The organism is Streptomyces sp. NPDC086077 (genome assembly GCF_040686175.1).
In the GTDB taxonomy this organism is placed as follows: Bacteria; Actinomycetota; Actinomycetes; order Streptomycetales; family Streptomycetaceae; genus Streptomyces.
In genome coordinates this window covers 1-16,639 of record NZ_JBFBJT010000001.1, presented here as the reverse complement: position 1 = coordinate 16,639, position 16,639 = coordinate 1, and the positions used below count along the sequence as shown (strand labels likewise).

Annotated in this window: 15 protein-coding genes and 4 pseudogenes; 9 read left to right on the top strand and 10 right to left on the bottom strand. The window is 71.5% G+C overall.

Annotation, left to right across the window (positions count from 1 at the left end; genetic code table 11):
* Positions 1–7: 7 nt before the first annotated feature.
* Positions 8–1,453 (bottom strand): glyceraldehyde-3-phosphate dehydrogenase, encoded by a 1,446-nt coding sequence (locus AB0O67_RS00095; RefSeq protein ID WP_365443484.1) that lies wholly within the window; start codon positions 1,451–1,453, stop codon positions 8–10.
* 200 nt (positions 1,454–1,653) lie between these two features.
* Here AB0O67_RS00095 and AB0O67_RS00090 point away from each other — a divergent pair.
* From AB0O67_RS00090 to AB0O67_RS00080, 3 genes and pseudogenes are all read left to right on the top strand, one after another.
* Positions 1,654–1,914: pseudogene (locus AB0O67_RS00090) on the top strand (hypothetical protein); the annotation flags it as partial.
* Positions 1,915–2,114: 200 nt separating this feature from the next.
* Positions 2,115–3,284: an MFS transporter gene (locus AB0O67_RS00085; RefSeq protein WP_365443733.1), complete on the top strand. Its 1,170-nt coding sequence runs from the start codon at positions 2,115–2,117 to the stop codon at positions 3,282–3,284.
* A gap of 123 nt (positions 3,285–3,407) precedes the next feature.
* Positions 3,408–4,148 (top strand): maleylpyruvate isomerase family mycothiol-dependent enzyme, encoded by a 741-nt coding sequence (locus tag AB0O67_RS00080; RefSeq protein WP_365443481.1) that lies wholly within the window; start codon positions 3,408–3,410, stop codon positions 4,146–4,148.
* Between the two features lie 19 nt (positions 4,149–4,167).
* On the opposite strand, the gene AB0O67_RS00075 is transcribed toward AB0O67_RS00080, so the two are convergent.
* Positions 4,168–4,563, bottom strand: coding sequence for a MarR family transcriptional regulator (locus tag AB0O67_RS00075; RefSeq protein WP_365443478.1), 396 nt, complete (start codon positions 4,561–4,563; stop codon positions 4,168–4,170).
* 113 nt (positions 4,564–4,676) lie between these two features.
* Here AB0O67_RS00075 and AB0O67_RS00070 point away from each other — a divergent pair.
* Positions 4,677–4,959: pseudogene (locus AB0O67_RS00070) on the top strand (MFS transporter); the annotation flags it as partial.
* 274 nt (positions 4,960–5,233) lie between these two features.
* The gene (locus AB0O67_RS00065; RefSeq protein ID WP_365443475.1) at positions 5,234–5,518 is read left to right on the top strand and encodes a DUF6332 family protein; all 285 of its coding nucleotides are present in this window, start codon (positions 5,234–5,236) and stop codon (positions 5,516–5,518) included.
* Here the strand turns inward: AB0O67_RS00065 and AB0O67_RS00060 are convergent.
* Entirely contained in the window at positions 5,479–6,144 is a 666-nt protein-coding gene (locus AB0O67_RS00060) for a response regulator transcription factor (RefSeq protein ID WP_365443472.1), read from the bottom strand. The two genes, AB0O67_RS00065 and AB0O67_RS00060, sit on opposite strands and share 40 nt — an antisense overlap.
* Positions 6,141–7,274: pseudogene (locus AB0O67_RS00055) on the bottom strand (sensor histidine kinase); the annotation flags it as partial. The pseudogene AB0O67_RS00055 and the gene AB0O67_RS00060, both read right to left, overlap by 4 nt.
* A 951-nt stretch (positions 7,275–8,225) precedes the next feature.
* On the opposite strand from AB0O67_RS00055, the gene AB0O67_RS00050 reads away from it, so the two are divergent.
* A complete protein-coding gene (locus AB0O67_RS00050; protein WP_365443469.1) occupies positions 8,226–8,375 on the top strand; it encodes a hypothetical protein in 150 nt (49 codons plus the stop codon).
* A gap of 91 nt (positions 8,376–8,466) precedes the next feature.
* Here AB0O67_RS00050 and AB0O67_RS00045 read toward each other — a convergent pair whose 3' ends face one another.
* From AB0O67_RS00045 to AB0O67_RS00035, 3 genes and pseudogenes are all read right to left on the bottom strand, one after another.
* Complete coding sequence (locus AB0O67_RS00045; protein ID WP_365443466.1) at positions 8,467–8,673, bottom strand: hypothetical protein; 207 nt, start codon at positions 8,671–8,673, stop codon at positions 8,467–8,469.
* A 352-nt stretch (positions 8,674–9,025) separates the two neighbouring features.
* A complete protein-coding gene (locus AB0O67_RS00040) occupies positions 9,026–9,301 on the bottom strand; it encodes a hypothetical protein (RefSeq protein ID WP_365443463.1) in 276 nt (91 codons plus the stop codon).
* Between the two features lie 292 nt (positions 9,302–9,593).
* A pseudogene (locus tag AB0O67_RS00035) lies at positions 9,594–9,693 on the bottom strand (IS5/IS1182 family transposase); the annotation flags it as partial.
* Positions 9,694–10,033: 340 nt separating this feature from the next.
* Here AB0O67_RS00035 and AB0O67_RS00030 point away from each other — a divergent pair.
* Complete coding sequence (locus AB0O67_RS00030) at positions 10,034–10,228, top strand: hypothetical protein (RefSeq protein WP_365443460.1); 195 nt, start codon at positions 10,034–10,036, stop codon at positions 10,226–10,228.
* A gap of 318 nt (positions 10,229–10,546) precedes the next feature.
* On the opposite strand, the gene AB0O67_RS00025 is transcribed toward AB0O67_RS00030, so the two are convergent.
* Positions 10,547–11,317: a TetR/AcrR family transcriptional regulator gene (locus AB0O67_RS00025; protein ID WP_365443457.1), complete on the bottom strand. Its 771-nt coding sequence runs from the start codon at positions 11,315–11,317 to the stop codon at positions 10,547–10,549.
* A gap of 312 nt (positions 11,318–11,629) precedes the next feature.
* On the opposite strand from AB0O67_RS00025, the gene AB0O67_RS00020 reads away from it, so the two are divergent.
* A complete protein-coding gene (locus AB0O67_RS00020; protein ID WP_365443454.1) occupies positions 11,630–12,106 on the top strand; it encodes a nitroreductase/quinone reductase family protein in 477 nt (158 codons plus the stop codon).
* 159 nt (positions 12,107–12,265) lie between these two features.
* Here the strand turns inward: AB0O67_RS00020 and AB0O67_RS00015 are convergent, their stop codons facing one another.
* A complete protein-coding gene (locus AB0O67_RS00015) occupies positions 12,266–13,591 on the bottom strand; it encodes a geranylgeranyl reductase family protein (protein ID WP_365443451.1) in 1,326 nt (441 codons plus the stop codon).
* A 250-nt stretch (positions 13,592–13,841) separates the two neighbouring features.
* On the opposite strand from AB0O67_RS00015, the gene AB0O67_RS00010 reads away from it, so the two are divergent.
* Positions 13,842–15,197 (top strand): dipeptidase, encoded by a 1,356-nt coding sequence (locus AB0O67_RS00010; RefSeq protein WP_365443448.1) that lies wholly within the window; start codon positions 13,842–13,844, stop codon positions 15,195–15,197.
* A gap of 229 nt (positions 15,198–15,426) precedes the next feature.
* Here the strand turns inward: AB0O67_RS00010 and AB0O67_RS00005 are convergent, their stop codons facing one another.
* A complete protein-coding gene (locus tag AB0O67_RS00005) occupies positions 15,427–16,470 on the bottom strand; it encodes an NUDIX domain-containing protein (protein ID WP_365443445.1) in 1,044 nt (347 codons plus the stop codon).
* Between the last annotated feature and the right edge of the window lie 169 nt (positions 16,471–16,639).

Here is a 16,639-nt window from a genome sequence, read left to right as displayed (position 1 = left end):
CGGTCGGTCAGGCGACCGGTGCCGGGTAGGTCGGGTACTCGACGCCGGAGACGTACTGGACGACGCGGACGACCTGGCAGGAGTAGCCGAACTCGTTGTCGTACCAGAGGTAGAGGATCGCGTTGTCGCCCTCGACCTTGGTGGCGCCGGCGTCGACGATCGAGGCGTGGCGCGAGCCGATGAAGTCGCTGGAGACCGCGTCGGGGGCGCTGGTGAAGTCGATCTGGCGCTTGAGCGGCGAGGTCAGCGACACCTCACGGAGGTGGTCGAGGACCTCCTCGCGGGTGGTCTCGCGGGCGAGTTGGAGGTTGAGGATCGCGATCGAGACGTCCGGCACGGGGACGCGGATCGAGCTGCCGGTGATCTTCGCCTTGAGGTCGGGCAGCGCCTTGGCGACGGCGGAGGCGGCGCCGGTCTCGGTGATGACCATGTTCAGCGGCGCGGAGCGGCCGCGGCGGTCGGCCTTGTGGTAGTTGTCCAGCAGGTTCTGGTCGTTGGTGAACGAGTGGACGGTCTCCACGTGGCCGCGCAGCACACCGAACTCGTCGTCCATCGCCTTCAGCGGCGGGACGATCGCGTTCGTGGTGCAGGACGCGCAGGACAGGACGGTCTCGTCCGGCTTGAGCATGTCGTGGTTGACGCCGTGCACGATGTTGGGCACGTCGCCCTTGCCGGGGGCGGTCAGCACCACCTTGGCGATACCCGGCTGCAGGTGCCTGGACAGGCCCTCACGGTCCCGCCACCTGCCGGTGTTGTCGATGAGGATGGCGTTCTTGATGCCGTACGCCGTGTAGTCCACCGACGTCGGGTCGTCGGAGTAGATCACTTTGATCTCGTTGCCGTTGGCGAAGATCGTGCTGCTCGCCTCGTCGACGGTGATCGTGCCCTGGAACTGACCGTGGATGGAGTCCCGGCGCAGCAGCGAGGCCCGCTTGACGATGTCCTGGTCGCCGCCGCCCCGGACCACCACGGCGCGCAGCCGCAGGCCGTTGCCGGAGCCGGCCTTCTCGATCAGCAGACGGGCGACGAGGCGGCCGATGCGGCCGAAGCCGTAGAGGACGACGTCGCGCGGCTCGCGGCGCTCGGCCCGGTCGTCACCGGTGGCGCCGGCGACGGCCTCGGCGGTGAACTCCTCGACGCTCAGGCCGCGGTCGTCGGCCGTGTACGTGGCCGCGAGCATGCCGATGTCGATCTGGGACGGGCCGAGGTCGAGGGTGGTCAGCGCCTGCAGGAAGGGCATCGTCTCGGTGACCGAGAGCTCCGCGCCGGCGATCTGGCGGGCGAAGCGGTGGGCCTTGAGGATGCTGATGACCGACTTGTTCACCAAGGAGCGGCTGTGCAGCAGGACGGTGACGTCCCGCTCGCGGTGCAGCTTCCCGATGATCGGAATCATCGACTCCGCGATCTCCTCGCGGTTCTTCCAGTTGGTGAACGAGTCGTCGTTGATCGTCACGGGCCTATCTTTCGAGCTAGGTGGCGCTCATATGCTAACCACACCGTCGTTGCGATCATTCACCGGGTGGTCGCGTGGGGTTCTCCGGCCGGCCCGGTCGAAAAGACGTGGCGGCCTGATCGAGGCGGCGTTGCGCACACCGGCGATGACGACTCACTCCCTTGGCAGATTGGGGCCCCGCCCGCGCAAGGTGAGTGCTGATGCGCCCTCCCACCGCGAACGGCGAACCCCGCCTTTCCCTCTGGCTGCGCGTGCGCGAGTTCGCCGTGCCGCACTCGATGATCGATACCGCGACCGCCCGCCGCGGTGCCGGGGACTGGGCCGGGGCGGGCGTCGACGTCGACCTCGACCTGCGCGCCGCGGCGCGCACTCACGGCCGCGGGCTGGTGAGCCTGCTCCACGCCGACCTCCGCCATCTGGCCCCGGACCTGCTGCGCTGGCACATGCCGAGGACCGCTCCCGCTGCGCGACCACCACGGGCGCAGTGACCGGGTCGCGCGCCAACGCGGGCTGACCGGCGCCGGGGAGCGACTGCGTGCCATCAGGCCACGTCGAGCCCCTGATACCCCTCCCGCTGCTCCCCCTGCCCTTGCCTCCCTCCCCGTCACCGACCTAACCTCACTTTGTGCCGCAAATAAACAAACTCCGCTCGCACAACGCCGTGCCGGGCAAGGGCAACGACCTCACCCGCCTCCGCATCGCCCTGACCACCTTCTTCGCCCTCGACGGCTTCATCTTCGCGGGCTGGGTCGTCCGCATCCCCGCGATCAAGGAGCAGACCGACGCCACCGCCAGCACCCTCGGACTGGCCCTGCTCTGCGTCTCCGCCGGCGCGGTGGTCACGATGACACTCACCGGACGCCTGTGCCGCCGCTTCGGCAGCCACCCGGTGACCGTGGTCTGCGCGGTCCTGCTCTCCCTCAGCGTCGCCCTGCCGCCGCTCACCCACTCCGCCGCGGCCCTCGGCGCCGTCCTCCTGTTCTTCGGCGCGGCCTACGGCGGCATCAACGTCGCCTTCAACAGCGCCGCCGTCGACCTCGTCACCGCGCTGCGGCGCCCGGTGATGCCGAGTTTCCACGCCGCCTTCAGCCTCGGCGGCATGGTCGGCGCCGGCCTCGGCGCGCTGGTCGCGCGGTCCCTCTCCCCCACCCGGCATCTGCTCGGACTCACGGTCGTCGGCCTGCTGGTCACCGCCCTGGCGGGACCGGCGCTGCTGCGCATCGAACCGCCGGCGCCACCGGAGCGGATCACCCACGACGCCGAGGCCCGCCGCCGGATGGCCCCCCGCACCAGGGGCCTCGTGTTCGTCTTCGGCCTCATCGCCCTGTGCACGGCCTACGGCGAAGGCGCGCTGGCGGACTGGGGTGCCCTGCACCTGGAACAGGACCTGGACGCCTCGGCCGGAGTGGCGGCGGTGGGCTACTCCTGTTTCGCCCTCGCCATGACGGTGGGCCGACTGAGCGGGACGGCACTGCTCGAACGCCTCGGCCGCACCCGTACCGTCGTCGCCGGCGGCGCGACCGCCGCGGCCGGAATGCTGGTCGGCGCGCTCGCGAACTCCCTGTGGGCGGCGCTCCTGGGCTTCGCGATCGCCGGACTCGGTCTCGCCAACCTCTTCCCCGTCGCCGTGGAACGCGCGGGCGCGCTCGCCGGCCCCAGCGGCGTCGCCACCGCCTCGACACTCGGGTACGGCGGCATGCTCCTCGGCCCGCCCGCCATCGGGTTCATGGCCGACTGGTTCTCCCTCCCGACGGCGCTGACCAGCGTGGCGGCACTGGCGGGGATCGCCGCGGTGATCGGCGTCGCCACACGCAAGGCCGGTGGCGGGTGAGGGTGCCGAGCACCCCGCGCGGCGCCCGGAAGTCTCCCTGCCGGACATACGGACATGGGCAGAGCCACCGGACAGGTGCCCCGACTCCCCCGTGCGCCGTCTCCGTACGGCAGACTCACCCGCATGGAGACCGCCGACTTCATCGACACCCTCGACCGCGAGGGCCGGTTGCTCGCCACGGCCGCCGCCGAGGCCGGGACCGGCGCCAAGGTGCCGACCTGCCCGGACTGGGAGGTCAGGGACCTGCTGCGGCACACGGGCATGGTGCATCGCTGGGCGTGCGCCTTCGTCGCCGAGGCGCGGACCTCCTACCAGCCTGGCGGTGAACTGCCCGGCCTGGACGGCGAGGACCTGCTGAACTGGTACGAGGAAGGGCACCGCCGGCTCGTCGACACGCTCGCCGCCGCCCCTGCCGACGTGCGGTGCTGGCAGGTGCTGCCCGCGCCGTCCCCGCTGGCGTGCTGGGCACGGCGGCAGGCGCACGAGACGACCGTGCTCCGCGTCGACGCGGAGGCGGCACGCGGCGGTACGGGCGCGGAGATCGCCCCCGAGTTCGCGGTGGACGGCATCGACGAGCTGCTGCGCGGCTTCCATGCGCGCCGCAAGAGTGCCGTGCGCACCGAGAAGCCACGGGTGCTGCGGGTGCGGGCGACCGACAGGGACGACGCGGTGTGGACCGTACGGCTGTCCGCGGAACCGCCGGTGACCGAGCGGGGCGACGCCGGTGCCGCCGACTGCGAGATCGGCGGGCCGGCCGTACAGCTCTATCTGTCGCTCTGGAACCGGCTGCCGTTCCCCAGGATCGACGGGGACACCGCGCCGGCGGATCTGTGGCGGGAGAAGTCCGGGATCGTGTGGAGCTGACGCCCCATCCGGCCGGGGGTCAGTCCGTCAGCATCCGGGTCAGCACCGCCCGCTGCACCGGCAGCACCTCGCCGTGCAGCTCGCGCCCCTTCACAGTGAGCGCCACGCGGACGCCGCGCCGGTCCTCGGGGCACATCGCGCGCTCCAGGAGCCCGTCCTTCTCCAGCCGGGCGATCAGCCGGGACAGCGCGCTCTGGCTGAGGTGGACCCGCTCGGAGATCTCCTGGACCCGCAGGGCACAGGAGCCGGTGCCGGCCGTGGAGCCGGCGGCGAGCACGTCGAGCACCTCGAAGTCGCTGGCGCACAGGCCGTGTTGATGCAGTGCACGGTCTATCTCACACTGCGTGCGCGCGTGCAGCCCCAGGATGTCCCGCCACTGCTCCTCAAGCGCCTGCTCGGCCTTCTTCGCCGCCATGACCGCACCGTAGCAGAGAAGCAAATTCATTGCACCGGCATTAAATGCACATACATTCGGGCATTCGCATACGGTGGCCCCGCGGCTGTGGGGCACCCTTCTCGTGCTCTGCACTGCTCAACACGTCCGTGCGGGTCGGCGGCGCGATCTTCCCGGCCGTGGTCACGGCGGTGGTGACCGCGGGCGCCCCGGCGGACCCCAGACCGCAGGCCGTCCAGGACAGCTACCGGACCGGTCTGATCGCGGTGACGGGCATCGCCGTCGCCGGACTGCCGATCGCAGTGTCGGGGCCGCGTCGCACGGAGCGGGCACAGCAGACGGTGGTGGTCGCCCAGTCCGGCGCCCGCTCCATGGTGGAAGGAGACGGACGCGGGTCGGGTACCGGTCCGCGACTAGTGGAGCGGGGCTCGGTTCGCGGGTGGCGCGGCCGGGACCGGCCCCGGCCTGGCGGAGCCGGTCCCGGCTCCCGAGTGCCGTGGCCGGGCCGGACTCGCGGCTTGTGGCACCGCGCCCCGAATGATGGCGCCGGGCCCTGGTCACGACTGGTGGCGCCGGGACTGCTTCGCGACTCGCGCGGAGCCGATGCCGGTCCGCGATCAGGGGGACGTCTCCGGAGTGCGCCCGGCGGGGCCTGCTTGCTCCGCCGGGCGCACGCATGTTTGATGCGGTCATGGAGAGCTACGGGGGACGGCGGACGCCGGCCGAGCGCGACGCGATCACCGTCGAGATCGGATACGCGCTGTGCAGCGCGGCGTTCGCGGCGGTGGTGGTCCTCGGGGCGGTCGCCGGTCCGGCGTGGCTCTTCGATCTGCCGCGCGTGGTGGAGTCTGCACTGGTCCGGACGGGACCGGTCCTCGGATCGGCGCTGTTCGTCGTACGGGTGGTCGCCGTCCTCGTCCGCTTCCGGCAGGCGGGTCAGCCGAGCCAGCCAGGCCGCACCAGCCCCGACTCGTAGGCCAGCACGACCAGTTGGGCCCGGTCCCGTGCGCCCAGCTTCACCATCGTGCGGCTGACGTGCGTCTTCGCGGTCAGTGGGCTGACGACCAGACGGCGGGCGATCTCCTCGTTGGACAGGCCGATGCCGACCAGCGCCATCACCTCCCGTTCCCGCTCGGTGAGGCCGGCGAGGGCGCCGGCGGCCGCGGGCTCCTTGGAACGGGCCGCGAACTCCGCGATCAGCCGCCGTGTCACACCGGGTGAGAGCAGCGCGTCGCCCGCCACCACCGCCCGTACCGCGCGCAGGAGTTCGTCCGGTTCGGTGTCCTTGACCAGGAAGCCGGAGGCGCCGGAGCGGATCGCCTCGAAGACGTACTCGTCCAGCTCGAACGTGGTCAGCATGACCACCTTCACGTCCCTCAGGGCCGCGTCCTCGGTGATACGGCGGGTCGCGGCGAGCCCGTCGAGGACGGGCATGCGGATGTCCATCAGAACCACGTCGGGCCGCAGTTCGCGCACGGCGCGCAGCGCCTCCTCGCCGTCGCAGGCCTCGCCGGCGACCTGGATGTCCGGCTGCGCGTCCAGCAGCGCCTTGAAGCCGGCCCGGACCAGTGCCTGGTCGTCGGCGAGCGTCACACGGATCACCGGTCGTCGTCCTTCCTCGTGAGCGGCAGTGTCGCGAGGACGCGGAAGCCGCCGTCGGTCCGGGGTCCCGCCTCGATCGTGCCACCGAGCGCGGCGGCCCGTTCCCGCATGCCGGCCAGTCCGTTCCCACTGCCCCCCGCGTCGGCCTCTGTCGCGGGCCCGTCGTCGTCGATACGCAGGCGCAGCGCGCCACCGCTGTGATCCAGCTGCACGCGCGCGTGCCGGGACCCGGAGTGCCGTACGACGTTGGTGAGGGCCTCCTGGACGATCCGGAACGCGGCGAGGTCCGTGCCGGGCGGCAAGCGGGGCGCCTCACCGTCGACCGTCACCGTCAGTCCGGCGCTCGCCGCCTGTTCGACCAGCTCGGGCAGCCGGTCCAGGCCGGGCGCGGGGGCGCGCGGCGCGTCCCCCGGCGTGCGCAGGGTGTCGAGCACCTGGCGGACCTCGCCGAGCGCCTCCTTGCTGGCGTCCTTGATGGTGGTGAGCGCGGTGCGCGCCTGCTCCGGATCGCTGTCGAGGAGCGCGAGACCGACGCCCGCCTGCACGTTGATCACGGAGATGCTGTGCGCGAGGACGTCGTGCAGTTCGCGGGCGATCCGCAACCGCTCCTCGTCCGCCCGCCGCCGCGCCGCCTGCGCCCGCTCGGCCCGCTCCCGCGCCCACTGCTCACGCCGGGTGCGTACCAGCTCCGACAACGCCACGACCGCCACCACCCAGGTGGCGATCACGATTTCCTGGGTCCACGCGACCGGCGCGTCCCCGGAGGGCGGCAGCCACCGGTACAGCCAGTGCGCGACGAGCACATGCGCCGCCCACAGCATCCCCAGCGCCGCCCAGGCCGCCTTGCGGTGCCCCGCGACGATCGCGCTGAAGCAGGCCACGGCAACCGTGAACAGCACAGGCCCGTACGGATACCCGGCGCCCAGATACACCGCGACGGCCACGGCGTTCCCGAACACCACGACCACCGGGAACCGCTGCCGCCACAGCAGCAACCCCGCCGCCACCGCGAGCAGCACGCGCGCGAAGGGGTCGAGGGCCGCCCGCTGCCCCTCCTGCGCTTGCGCGGCGAATTGGGAACCGACGAGCACGAAGACGGTGAGCAGCACGGTGGAACCCCACGGCCACCGCCCACCCGACCCACCACCCCAACGCCCTCGCGACTGGTCAGCGCCCCCGTGCCCACGCGACGGGTCGCTTCCCCTAGGACCTCGCTGCCGTTCGCTTCCCCGCTGACCTCGCTGCCGGTCGTCGCCCCAGCGATCCCGCAGCTCGGCGTCCCGGCGATCCCGTGACTCCCCGTCCCAGGGACCCGGGTGCTCGTCGTCCCAGCGGGCCCGCCGCTCGTCGCTCCAGCGGCCGCGCCAGGGCGGCCCATGGCGCCACCACCTGCCGCGAGGTCCCCACTGCTCTTCCATGCCCGCCACGCTAGACCGCGCCCGCGGCGGACGGCGTCAGCCGTGCGGCGTGATCACGGGTACTCCCGCGGAAGTACATCCACGCAGCGAAGTCGGAGGTGCCTCGGGCAGAGGGTCGGGGGTCGGGCCCCTATGGCTCGTCACCTTCGAAGACGCACATCATGCGGTGCGCCGGCGTCACGTGCTCACACTTGGCGGGGAATTCCGCCAAGGCCAGGCTGACCCAGCAGCGACTTCACCTGCGGGTTGAGGTCGCGCACGCGGTCGAGGGGCGGCTGTAGCCCCATCGACTGCGGCCATCTGATCGGCGAGGATGTTCCAGCACCTCTCACAGAGCCTGGCCATGAGCTCGATACGTCCACGGTCGCGCACAGCAGGGCTTTTGCAACGGTTCCCATCCACCATCCTCGCTGCTGGCGTTCCACGACCTCGTCGGCCTCGTCCCTGCCAGATCGATCGTCCTGGGCGAACCGTGGACCGCGCAGGCGGTCACCGGAGCGACCGACTGGTTCCAGCGCACGGCCGCGACCACACAGCTCGTGACCACCCCCGACGCCCTCCGACTGCTCGCCGAGCACGGACGAACCCGCCGCGTCCGCAAAGCAGCAGCCCACCGGCTACGTCAGCTGGAACAGGCAAACCGAGTGAGTGTTGACGAACGGAGTGACCACCAAGGCTCGTTGTCTGACATCGCCGCCGCTCGCGAGCCGACAGGCACGAGCTGCCTGGCATCTGGAACTGCTCGATGACGCCGGCCACGGCTTCGCGGTGGAGACCACGCCGGTCGGCCAGCGGGTTGAAGGCGAGCATTGAGTTCTGGTCAGGCGGCACCCATTTGTTTCGAGTGCTTGTCGTTGAAAACCGCTGCTCGGCCGGACTGATTGCCCAGCCGTGCGCCGAACGGTCAAGTGATCGCCGGCGTGGTCCCGTCAGGCAGCGCGCAGGCGTCGCCGGCGTAGGGGCGTGAAACGATCTGGCCGCCGGCGGCCATGCAGTCGTCTCTGGAGATGTTCGGAGGCGAGACGGCCCCGGCGCTGACAGCGCCGAAGGCGCTCACCCCGGCAAGGGTTGCCGCGGCCAGGGCGAGACCCAGGATTCTTCGCATGCGCATGACTTCCTCCTCCTCTCAGGCGCCTTCGTTCGGCCTTCGGGAAGGACAAGTCTCAAGAAGACGGCGCCCTCTTACTCAGCATGGGCGCTCGGCATGAGGCCCGCGAGGCGAGGCTGGGCGCCGCGCCCGGGCGGTGACTGCCCGGCCCCGGAGAGGCCCGACGTCACCGACCTCGACCGGCCGCATCGGTACATCGCGTGCGCCTCGGTAGGAGCGTAGGGACGTCGATGTGCTTGGCGGTCGAGACAGCCAACCGGGGCCGCGTTGTGTCCGGGCAGGTTGGGGGTTGAGGAGGAGACGGGCCGCACCTGCCTCCAACCGGTACCGGGGGGCGGCTGCCGCGTGCGGTCCTCTAACGCGGTTCGTGGGCCGCCGCCCGGCAGGCACCGGTCGCGGCGCCGCCCGCAACTCCGGCCCCGGTCAGCCCGGTCACACAAGCCTGCAGGTCTCCAACCACGCCACGGCTGCAAGCCGCTGTGACGGCGTCGGAAGCGGTGGCACCGGCCAGTTCGGCCATCCTTGTACAGGCGGGGATGTCGGCCCGGACCGCGGGAGCTGCGAGGACCGCACCGCCGAGGGTGAGGGTCAGGCCGGTGAGGGCACCGGCGATACGGGTCGACGTGCGCATGGGACGCACCTGCCTTCCGGGTTGGTCGCGCGGTCCTGGTCCCGGCGGGCCGGATCCTCGCGGTAGGCCGCCTGGCGACGATCGGTGAGTGGTGCCGCCGGCCGGCGCGCTCACAGACTGACCGCACGATTCTGCGTCGCATCCATTGAGTCGCACCGGGACATGGTCGCCAGGCCGAAGGAGAGGGCTGGGGACCTGATGAGGCGCACTCGGACCTTCACTCACGGGCCCCTCACTCCAGCGTCGCATCCTCTCCCCCGCCCGTCCTGGGCACCCGGGGGCCGCGCTGAGTAACCGCGACGATGGCCGCGAACAGGGTCTCATCAGAAATGTCCCGCGTCACTTCACCCTGAGGCCGCACCTTCGACGGCGGGGATCAATGGCTTCGCAATCTCCTACAATCCGCCCGGAACAGTCCAACTCCATGTACCCCGCCCCATGACGAGACCGACAACGCCTCACCACGTAGGACACCGTCCAAGGGCGCGTTTCTGCAGGTCAACACGACTCTTAGCATGGGCCGGTTGCGGACGCTGCCCCCTCGGCCGCAACGAAAGACCAACCGTCCGGCCGGGGTGGTCTCTTCGTTCCAGGGCCTGTCCGCGGGTCGCGTCACCGACCCCCACCCGACAGCACCGTCACCCGAATGGCCCAATAAGACGTGCCACCCACTTGGGTGAACATAAAGCTGGTTAGTGCCCCAACCGAGGCAATCCGTGAAAGGCGAACCAAATGCGCATTCGACGAACCCTCGCCGCCGTCATCGCCACGGCAGCCCTCGCCGGACTCGGCCTCACGGGCGCCGCCACCGCACAGGGTGCCCCATCCGACGTCACCCCTTCTGAGTGCAGGCAGGGCGGCGGAACGCCCGATCTGGCGGACAACCGCTGCAAGGGCGGTACGCACGACGGGGAGCAGGTCGACTGAACCCCAAAGGCGCCCCGCAGCCACGCGCCGTGGGGCGCACCCGCGCGAGCGCAGCCGGGAGAGTCGCAGGGACTGTGCCGACCCGTCGGGCACGCTAGGTCCGAGTCGGCCGCTCGCCCATGACGAGCGTCTGTCAAGTCGCTCCCATGCGGCAGTCACTCCCAGCGTTACCCGCGCCTCAGCGTTGCGCATAGGCCAGCGCTCCGTGCCGTCGAATTGGTTCTGGCCAGCCCCTCCGCCGCAGGTGCGCCGACCAACGCGATGGGTACGGGACCGGGGCATGGCGGACTCGGCGGGTTGCCGGCCTGCGCCGCCGCTTCAGGACCCCGGCCTGCTGCCCTTGCCGCCGCCTCCGGCGCCCGGGCGGGACTGCGCCGCAGCGCCCTCCTGCGGGTACACGAGGCCCACGGTCCGGGCGAGTTGGCCGACCGCTTGGCGGAAGAAGGGTTCGCGGTCCTCCACGACCCTGGTGAACTGCCCGAACACCTCGAAACCCACCAGCCCGTACAACTGCGCCCACGCCGCCACCAGCGTCACCACCACCTCGGGCGGCAGATCGGGTGCGAGATCGGCGGCCATCCGTACCGCCTCCGGCCGCAGTTCCTTCGCCAGCCGTGGCTTCGCCACACCCAGCCCTCCGTGCGCGTCCCGGGCGATGCCGAGGAGCAGGTACCCGACCCGCGCGGCGGACGGGACGGTGGTCTGGGGCGCGGTGTAACCGGGGACCGGGGAGCCGTAGATCAACGCGTACTCGTGCGGATGCGTCAACGCCCAACCACGCACGGCCTCGCACACCCGCATCCAACGCTCCACCGGGCCGGCGTCCGCCACCTCGCCGTGCGCGGCCTCGGCGGCGGCGCCCAGGGAGTCGTAGGCGTCGATGATGAGCGCGGTGAGGAGGTCGTCGCGGCTGGGGAAGTATCGGTAGACGGCCGAGGAGACCATGCCGAGTTCGCGGGCCACGGCGCGCAGGGAGAGCTTGGCCGCGCCCTCGGCCGCGAGCTGTCTGCGAGCCTCGTCCTTGATGGCTTCGGTGACTTCGATCCTGGCGCGGGCCCGGGCGCCGAGTGGGGTGCTGCTGGTGGTCATGGGAAGAGTTTTCCATGTTTTGGAGCACTGCACACGATAGTGAGCGATGCTCTCGGGGTGGATCGGCGCGCATAAATTGGAGCAGTGCTCTCAGAGCCCCCGGAGCGCGGAACCCACTAACGCGGGACTCACGGGGGACTCACACGCCACTCCTCTCCACCTCACCCCCGGCCCCGCCGCCCGTCCATCACCTCAATCCAAGAGCGCCGCACACAAAGCAGAGCACTGCTCTTGCTTTAGAGCGCCGCTCGCCCGCAAACTAGCCCAAGCGAGAGCGAGAGCACCGCTCTCCCTTCCCACCAGGAGCCCCTCATGTCCACGCATGTCCAGAAGCCCGGCTGGTTCACCGTCAACGTCTTCAACCGGGCGGTCGCCTGGCTGACCCGCCGCGGCATCAGCATCTGGGGCTCCCGCGTCCTCGCCGTCCGCGGCCGCAAGAGCGGCGCCTTGCGCACCACCCCCGTCAATCTGCTGACGGTCGACGGCCGGCAGTACCTCGTCGCGCCCCGTGGCCACGTCCAGTGGACGCACAACATGCGTGTCGCGGGCGGCGGGGAGCTGTGGCTCGGCAAGAACGTGGACACCTTCGCCGCGACCGAGGTCGGCGACGACGACAAGCCCGCGCTCCTGCGTGCCTACCTCAAGCGCTGGAAAGCCGAAGTGGGCGTCTTCTTCAACGGCGTCGGCCCCAGCTCCTCCGACGAGGAGCTGCGCCGTATCGCCCCCGACCACCCTGTCTTCGCGATCACCTACACGAACGCGACAAGCCCCACGAACCTCAGAAGCTGAGCTCGCCGAGCGCCACGGACCGCAGACGGGCCTCAAAGACTGACGCCGCCGACCGCGACAGACCCCTGGTCTGCCTGGCGCCGCAGAGGCCGGCCTCAGGCCGGCGCCAGGCAGACCTCAACCGGAACTCAGCCGGAACTCAGCCGGAACAGCCGCAACTCAGGAGCCGGCCTCGCCGCGCTCACCGGCACCCCCCTCAGCGGTACCGCCGGCAGCCGCACCCCCCGCAGCCGCTCCGGCCCCCGCCGCACCGGCCTCCCCAGCCGTCCCACCCCCACCCCTGCGGTCCAGCGCGGTCAGGGCGCGCTGGGCCATCGGATGGGTGCGGACGAGTTCGCCCAGCGACGTGGCGCCCCGCGTGATGTCCCGGAACGCCTTCCACGCCGGCCGGAACCCGGTGAGCGCCGCGTGGAAGATCCCGGGCCGCCGTTCGAACGCCGTCAGCATCCGCTTGCCGACCGCCATCTCCACGCCCAGCCCGGCCTTGACGGCGAAGGCGTAGTTGAGGGCCTGCCGACGCGTGTCCACCGCGTCGTGCGCCTCCGCAATCCGTACCGCCCACTCCCCCGCGAGCCGCCCCGACCGCAGGGCGAACGAGATGCCCTCCCGCGTCCACGGCTCCAGCAGCCCGGCCGCGTCACCGCACACCAGCACGCGCCCGCGCGACAGCGGTGAGTCGTCGGCGCGGCAGCGGGTCAGGTGCCCGGAGGAGATGCTCGGCTCGAAGCCGGCGAGTCCCAGCCGTCCGACGAAGTCCTCCAAGTACCGCTTGGTCGCGGCGCCTTCCCCGCGCGCCGAGATCACGCCGACCGTGAGCGTGTCGCCCTTGGGGAAGACCCACCCGTAACTGCCCGGGATCGGCCCCCAGTCGATGAGGACCCGGCCCTTCCAGTCCTCCGCGACGGTGTCCGGCACCGGGATCTCCAGCTCCAGGCCGAGATCCACCTGGCCGAGCTTTACCCCGACGTGCGCGCCTATCCTGCTGGCGCTGCCGTCCGCACCGACCACGGCCCGCGCCAGCAGCGTCTCACCGCCCTGGAGCACGACGGCGACGGTGCGCCGGTCCGGCACTGCCGACCCGTGCTGCTCGACCCGCGACACCGTGACGCCGGTACGCAGCTCGGCGCCCGCCTTCTGGGCGTGCTCGACGAGCTGCTGGTCGAACTCGGGCCGGTTGATCAGGCCGAACAGCATCTGCTTGGAGCGCCGCGTACGGCTGAAGCGGCCGTTGTTGGAAAAGGTGACCGCGTGCACCCGGTCCTTGAAAGGCAGTTCGAACCCGGGTGGCAGGGCGTCGCGCGAGGGGCCGATGATCCCGCCGCCGCACGTCTTGTAACGGGGCAGTTCGGCCTTCTCCAGCAGCAGTACACGTCGTCCCGCGACCGCCGCCGCGTAGGCCGCCGAGGCCCCCGCGGGTCCCGCGCCCACCACGACGACGTCCCACACCTGCTGCCCGTCGTCCGCCGAAGAGTTCTCGCTGCTCACGATGGTCTACTGCTCCCGATCCGCCGCCTGCCGATCTGTCCCCCGCATCCTACGGCGGTGATCGCCGCAGGCCGCTGTGGGAGGATCGGCACCGTATGCGCCCCGCACACCAGGGCGCGCCTACACTCACGCGGTCGGTGCAGCACCTGCGGCAGCCGCCGACCACCCGGACCGTACAGGTCCGGTACAGACAGACCCGTACAGAACCCGTACACAGAAGTACAACGTCGCACCTACGAGGAGCGTGCCCATGACGTCGAATCCGGTTGCCGAGACCGTCGCCTCGCTGATGCCGAGGGCGAAGGAGGAGCTCGCCGAACTGGTGGCCTTCAAGTCGGTGGCCGACTTCGACCAGTTCCCGCGCAGTGAGAGCGAGGGCGCGGCGTGCTGGGTCGCGGACGCCCTGCGCGGCGAGGGCTTCGAGGATGTGGCGCTGCTCGACACCCCGGACGGTACGCAGTCGGTGTACGGCTACCTGCGGGGACCGGAGGGCGCGAAGACCGTGCTGCTGTACGCCCACTACGACGTGCAGCCGCCGCTGGACGAGGCCGGCTGGACGACCCCGCCCTTCGAGCTGACCGAGCGCGACGGCCGCTGGTACGGCCGGGGTGCCGCCGACTGCAAGGGCGGCGTGATCATGCACCTGCTGGCACTGCGCGCCCTGAAGGCCAACGGCGGCGTGCCGGTGCACGTCAAGGTGATAGCCGAGGGCTCGGAGGAGATGGGCACGGGTGGCCTGGAGCGGTACGCCGAGGAGCACCCGGAGCTGCTGGAGGCCGACACGATCGTGATCGGCGACGCGGGCAACTTCCGCGTCGGACTGCCGACGGTGACCTCGACCCTGCGTGGCATGACCCTCCTGCGGGTGCGGGTCGATTCGCTGGAGGGCAACCTGCACTCGGGTCAGTTCGGTGGTGCCGCGCCCGACGCGCTGGCGGCGCTGATCCGCGTACTGGACTCGCTGCGCGCGCAGGACGGGTCGACCACGGTCGACGGGCTGACCTCCGAGGCGCGGTGGGAGGGGCTGCAGTACGAGGAGGAGCAGTTCCGCAAGGACGCCAAGGTGCTGGACGGCGTCGGGCTGATCGGGTCCGGCACGGTCGCCGACCGGATCTGGGCGCGTCCGGCGGTGACCGTGCTCGGCATCGACTGCCCGCCGGTCGTCGGCGCCACCCCGTCCGTGCAGGCGAGCGCCCGCGCGCTGGTCAGCCTGCGGGTGCCGCCGGGCGTGGACGCGGTGGAGGCGACCAAGCTGCTCCAGGCGCACATCGAGGCACACACGCCGTGGGGTGCGCGGGTGAGCACCGAGCAGATCGGCCAGGGGCAGGCGTTCCGGGCGGACACGTCCAGCCCGGCGTACCAGGCGATGGCCGACGCGATGGCGGTGGCGTACCCGGGTCAGGAGATGCAGTACGCCGGCCAGGGCGGCTCGATTCCGCTGTGCAACACCCTCGCCGCTCTCTACCCGCGCGCGGAGATCCTGCTCATCGGCCTGAGCGAGCCGGAGGCCCAGATCCACGCCGTGAACGAGAGCGTCTCGCCCGAGGAGCTGGAGCGGCTGTCGGTCGCGGAGGCGGAGTTCCTGCGCAACTACGCGGCGAGCTGAGCACCTGGCCCGTAGCCTCACGCCCCGGGCGACCCAGCCCCGCGCCCGGCTACGGGCCTACCCGCGACCGGAACGCCCCCGCCCGGATCCGGCCGGCCGCACACCCGACGCCCTCCTCCGGCTACGGAGCCCCGCCCGACACCTGGTTTCCCGCGCCCTGCCACGGGCGCCCCGACCGAATTGCCCGCCTCCGGGTCCGGGCCACCCCGCCGAGGTGTCCCGGCACGGCTCACCCCCCGACCGGAACCCCCGCCTCCAGATACAGCGCCTTCCCGCGCTCCCGAGCCCGCAGGGCCCACCGGAGCCGCTCGTAGCGGACGGGTGGCAGCAGGCCCGCGGCCTCCTCCTCGGTGGCGAAACGCCACCCACGCAGTTCGGGGCCGGGCAGCAGCAATTCCCGTGCCGCCGCGGAGTCGAGGCTCCCGCCGTCGAAGAGGAGGCGCAGACCGCCGTACCCGGGAGGGGCGGGCGGCTCCCAGTCGACGACGAGCAGGCGCAGTACGTCGTCCAGGTGGAGCCCGGTCTCCTCGGCGACCTCGCGGATGCCGGCGCGGGCGGGCGCCTCACCGGGTTCGACGACGCCGCCGGGAAATTCCCAGCCGGCCTTGTAGGTCGGGTCGACGAGCAGCACGCGGTCCTGCTCGTCGAAGAGCAGGACGCCGGCGGCGAGGGTCTCGGCGGTGGGTTCGGGCGTCTGCACGATGTCGCACACGGGCACGGCACCCGAGCCGACGGCCTCGGCGATCCGGGCCGCGGTCTCGAACGGGGTGAGGGCGCCGTTGTCGACGGGATGGGCGTCGGTGGTGAGCCAGGAGGCGAGCGCGGCCTTGTAGGGCTCTATGTGTGCGTACGACCACTGCCGGACCCGTATCTCGCCGTCGGTCAGCTCCTGCGGTATCTCGCGGGCGGCTATTCGCTCGCGCAGGATCGTTTCGGCCGGGGAGAGCAGTACATGCCGGACCGTGATCCGGCGGGCGGCGAGGCCGCCGAAGATCTCGTCGCGGTACTCCTGCCGCAGCAGGGTCATGGGCACGACGAGCGTGCCGCCGAGTTCGGCGAGCATCGCGGCCGCCGTGTCGATGACGAGGCGCCGCCAGATCGGCAGATCCTGGAAGTCACCGACCTCGGCGAGGCGTTTGGCCGGCAGCAGGTGCGTGAGCGTGCCGCCGATGACCTCGGGGTCGAAGAGCGTGCTGTTCGGGATCAGGTCGATCAGTTCCCGTGCGGTGGTGGTCTTCCCCGCACCGAACGCGCCGTTGATCCAGACGATCACGGTTCCCCCTCTTCTGTTGGCCCCCTGTGCCTTGCCCGCTCCACCCTGCCACGGAAACCAGCCCCAGTTGAGGGTGCACAAACGGAGGCGCCGGCACCCGTTTCCCGGGCGGAGAAGTCGAAGGAGTTCGCCGCCGCCGGCAACCGGGTTTATCTGCCGATCGCGGACT

What these genes read in the sequence shown, in the direction of transcription:
- AB0O67_RS00080 (WP_365443481.1), top strand. Translation starts at nt 3,408, where the DNA reads ATGGAGACCGCCGACTTCATCGACACCCTCGACCGCGAGGGCCGGTTG.
- AB0O67_RS00075 (WP_365443478.1), bottom strand. Translation starts at nt 4,563, where the DNA reads ATGGCGGCGAAGAAGGCCGAGCAGGCGCTTGAGGAGCAGTGGCGGGAC.
- AB0O67_RS00065 (WP_365443475.1), top strand. Translation starts at nt 5,234, where the DNA reads ATGGAGAGCTACGGGGGACGGCGGACGCCGGCCGAGCGCGACGCGATC.
- AB0O67_RS00045 (WP_365443466.1), bottom strand. Translation starts at nt 8,673, where the DNA reads ATGCGCATGCGAAGAATCCTGGGTCTCGCCCTGGCCGCGGCAACCCTT.
- AB0O67_RS00040 (WP_365443463.1), bottom strand. Translation starts at nt 9,301, where the DNA reads ATGCGCACGTCGACCCGTATCGCCGGTGCCCTCACCGGCCTGACCCTC.
- AB0O67_RS00030 (WP_365443460.1), top strand. Translation starts at nt 10,034, where the DNA reads ATGCGCATTCGACGAACCCTCGCCGCCGTCATCGCCACGGCAGCCCTC.
- AB0O67_RS00025 (WP_365443457.1), bottom strand. Translation starts at nt 11,317, where the DNA reads ATGACCACCAGCAGCACCCCACTCGGCGCCCGGGCCCGCGCCAGGATC.
- AB0O67_RS00020 (WP_365443454.1), top strand. Translation starts at nt 11,630, where the DNA reads ATGTCCACGCATGTCCAGAAGCCCGGCTGGTTCACCGTCAACGTCTTC.
- AB0O67_RS00010 (WP_365443448.1), top strand. Translation starts at nt 13,842, where the DNA reads ATGACGTCGAATCCGGTTGCCGAGACCGTCGCCTCGCTGATGCCGAGG.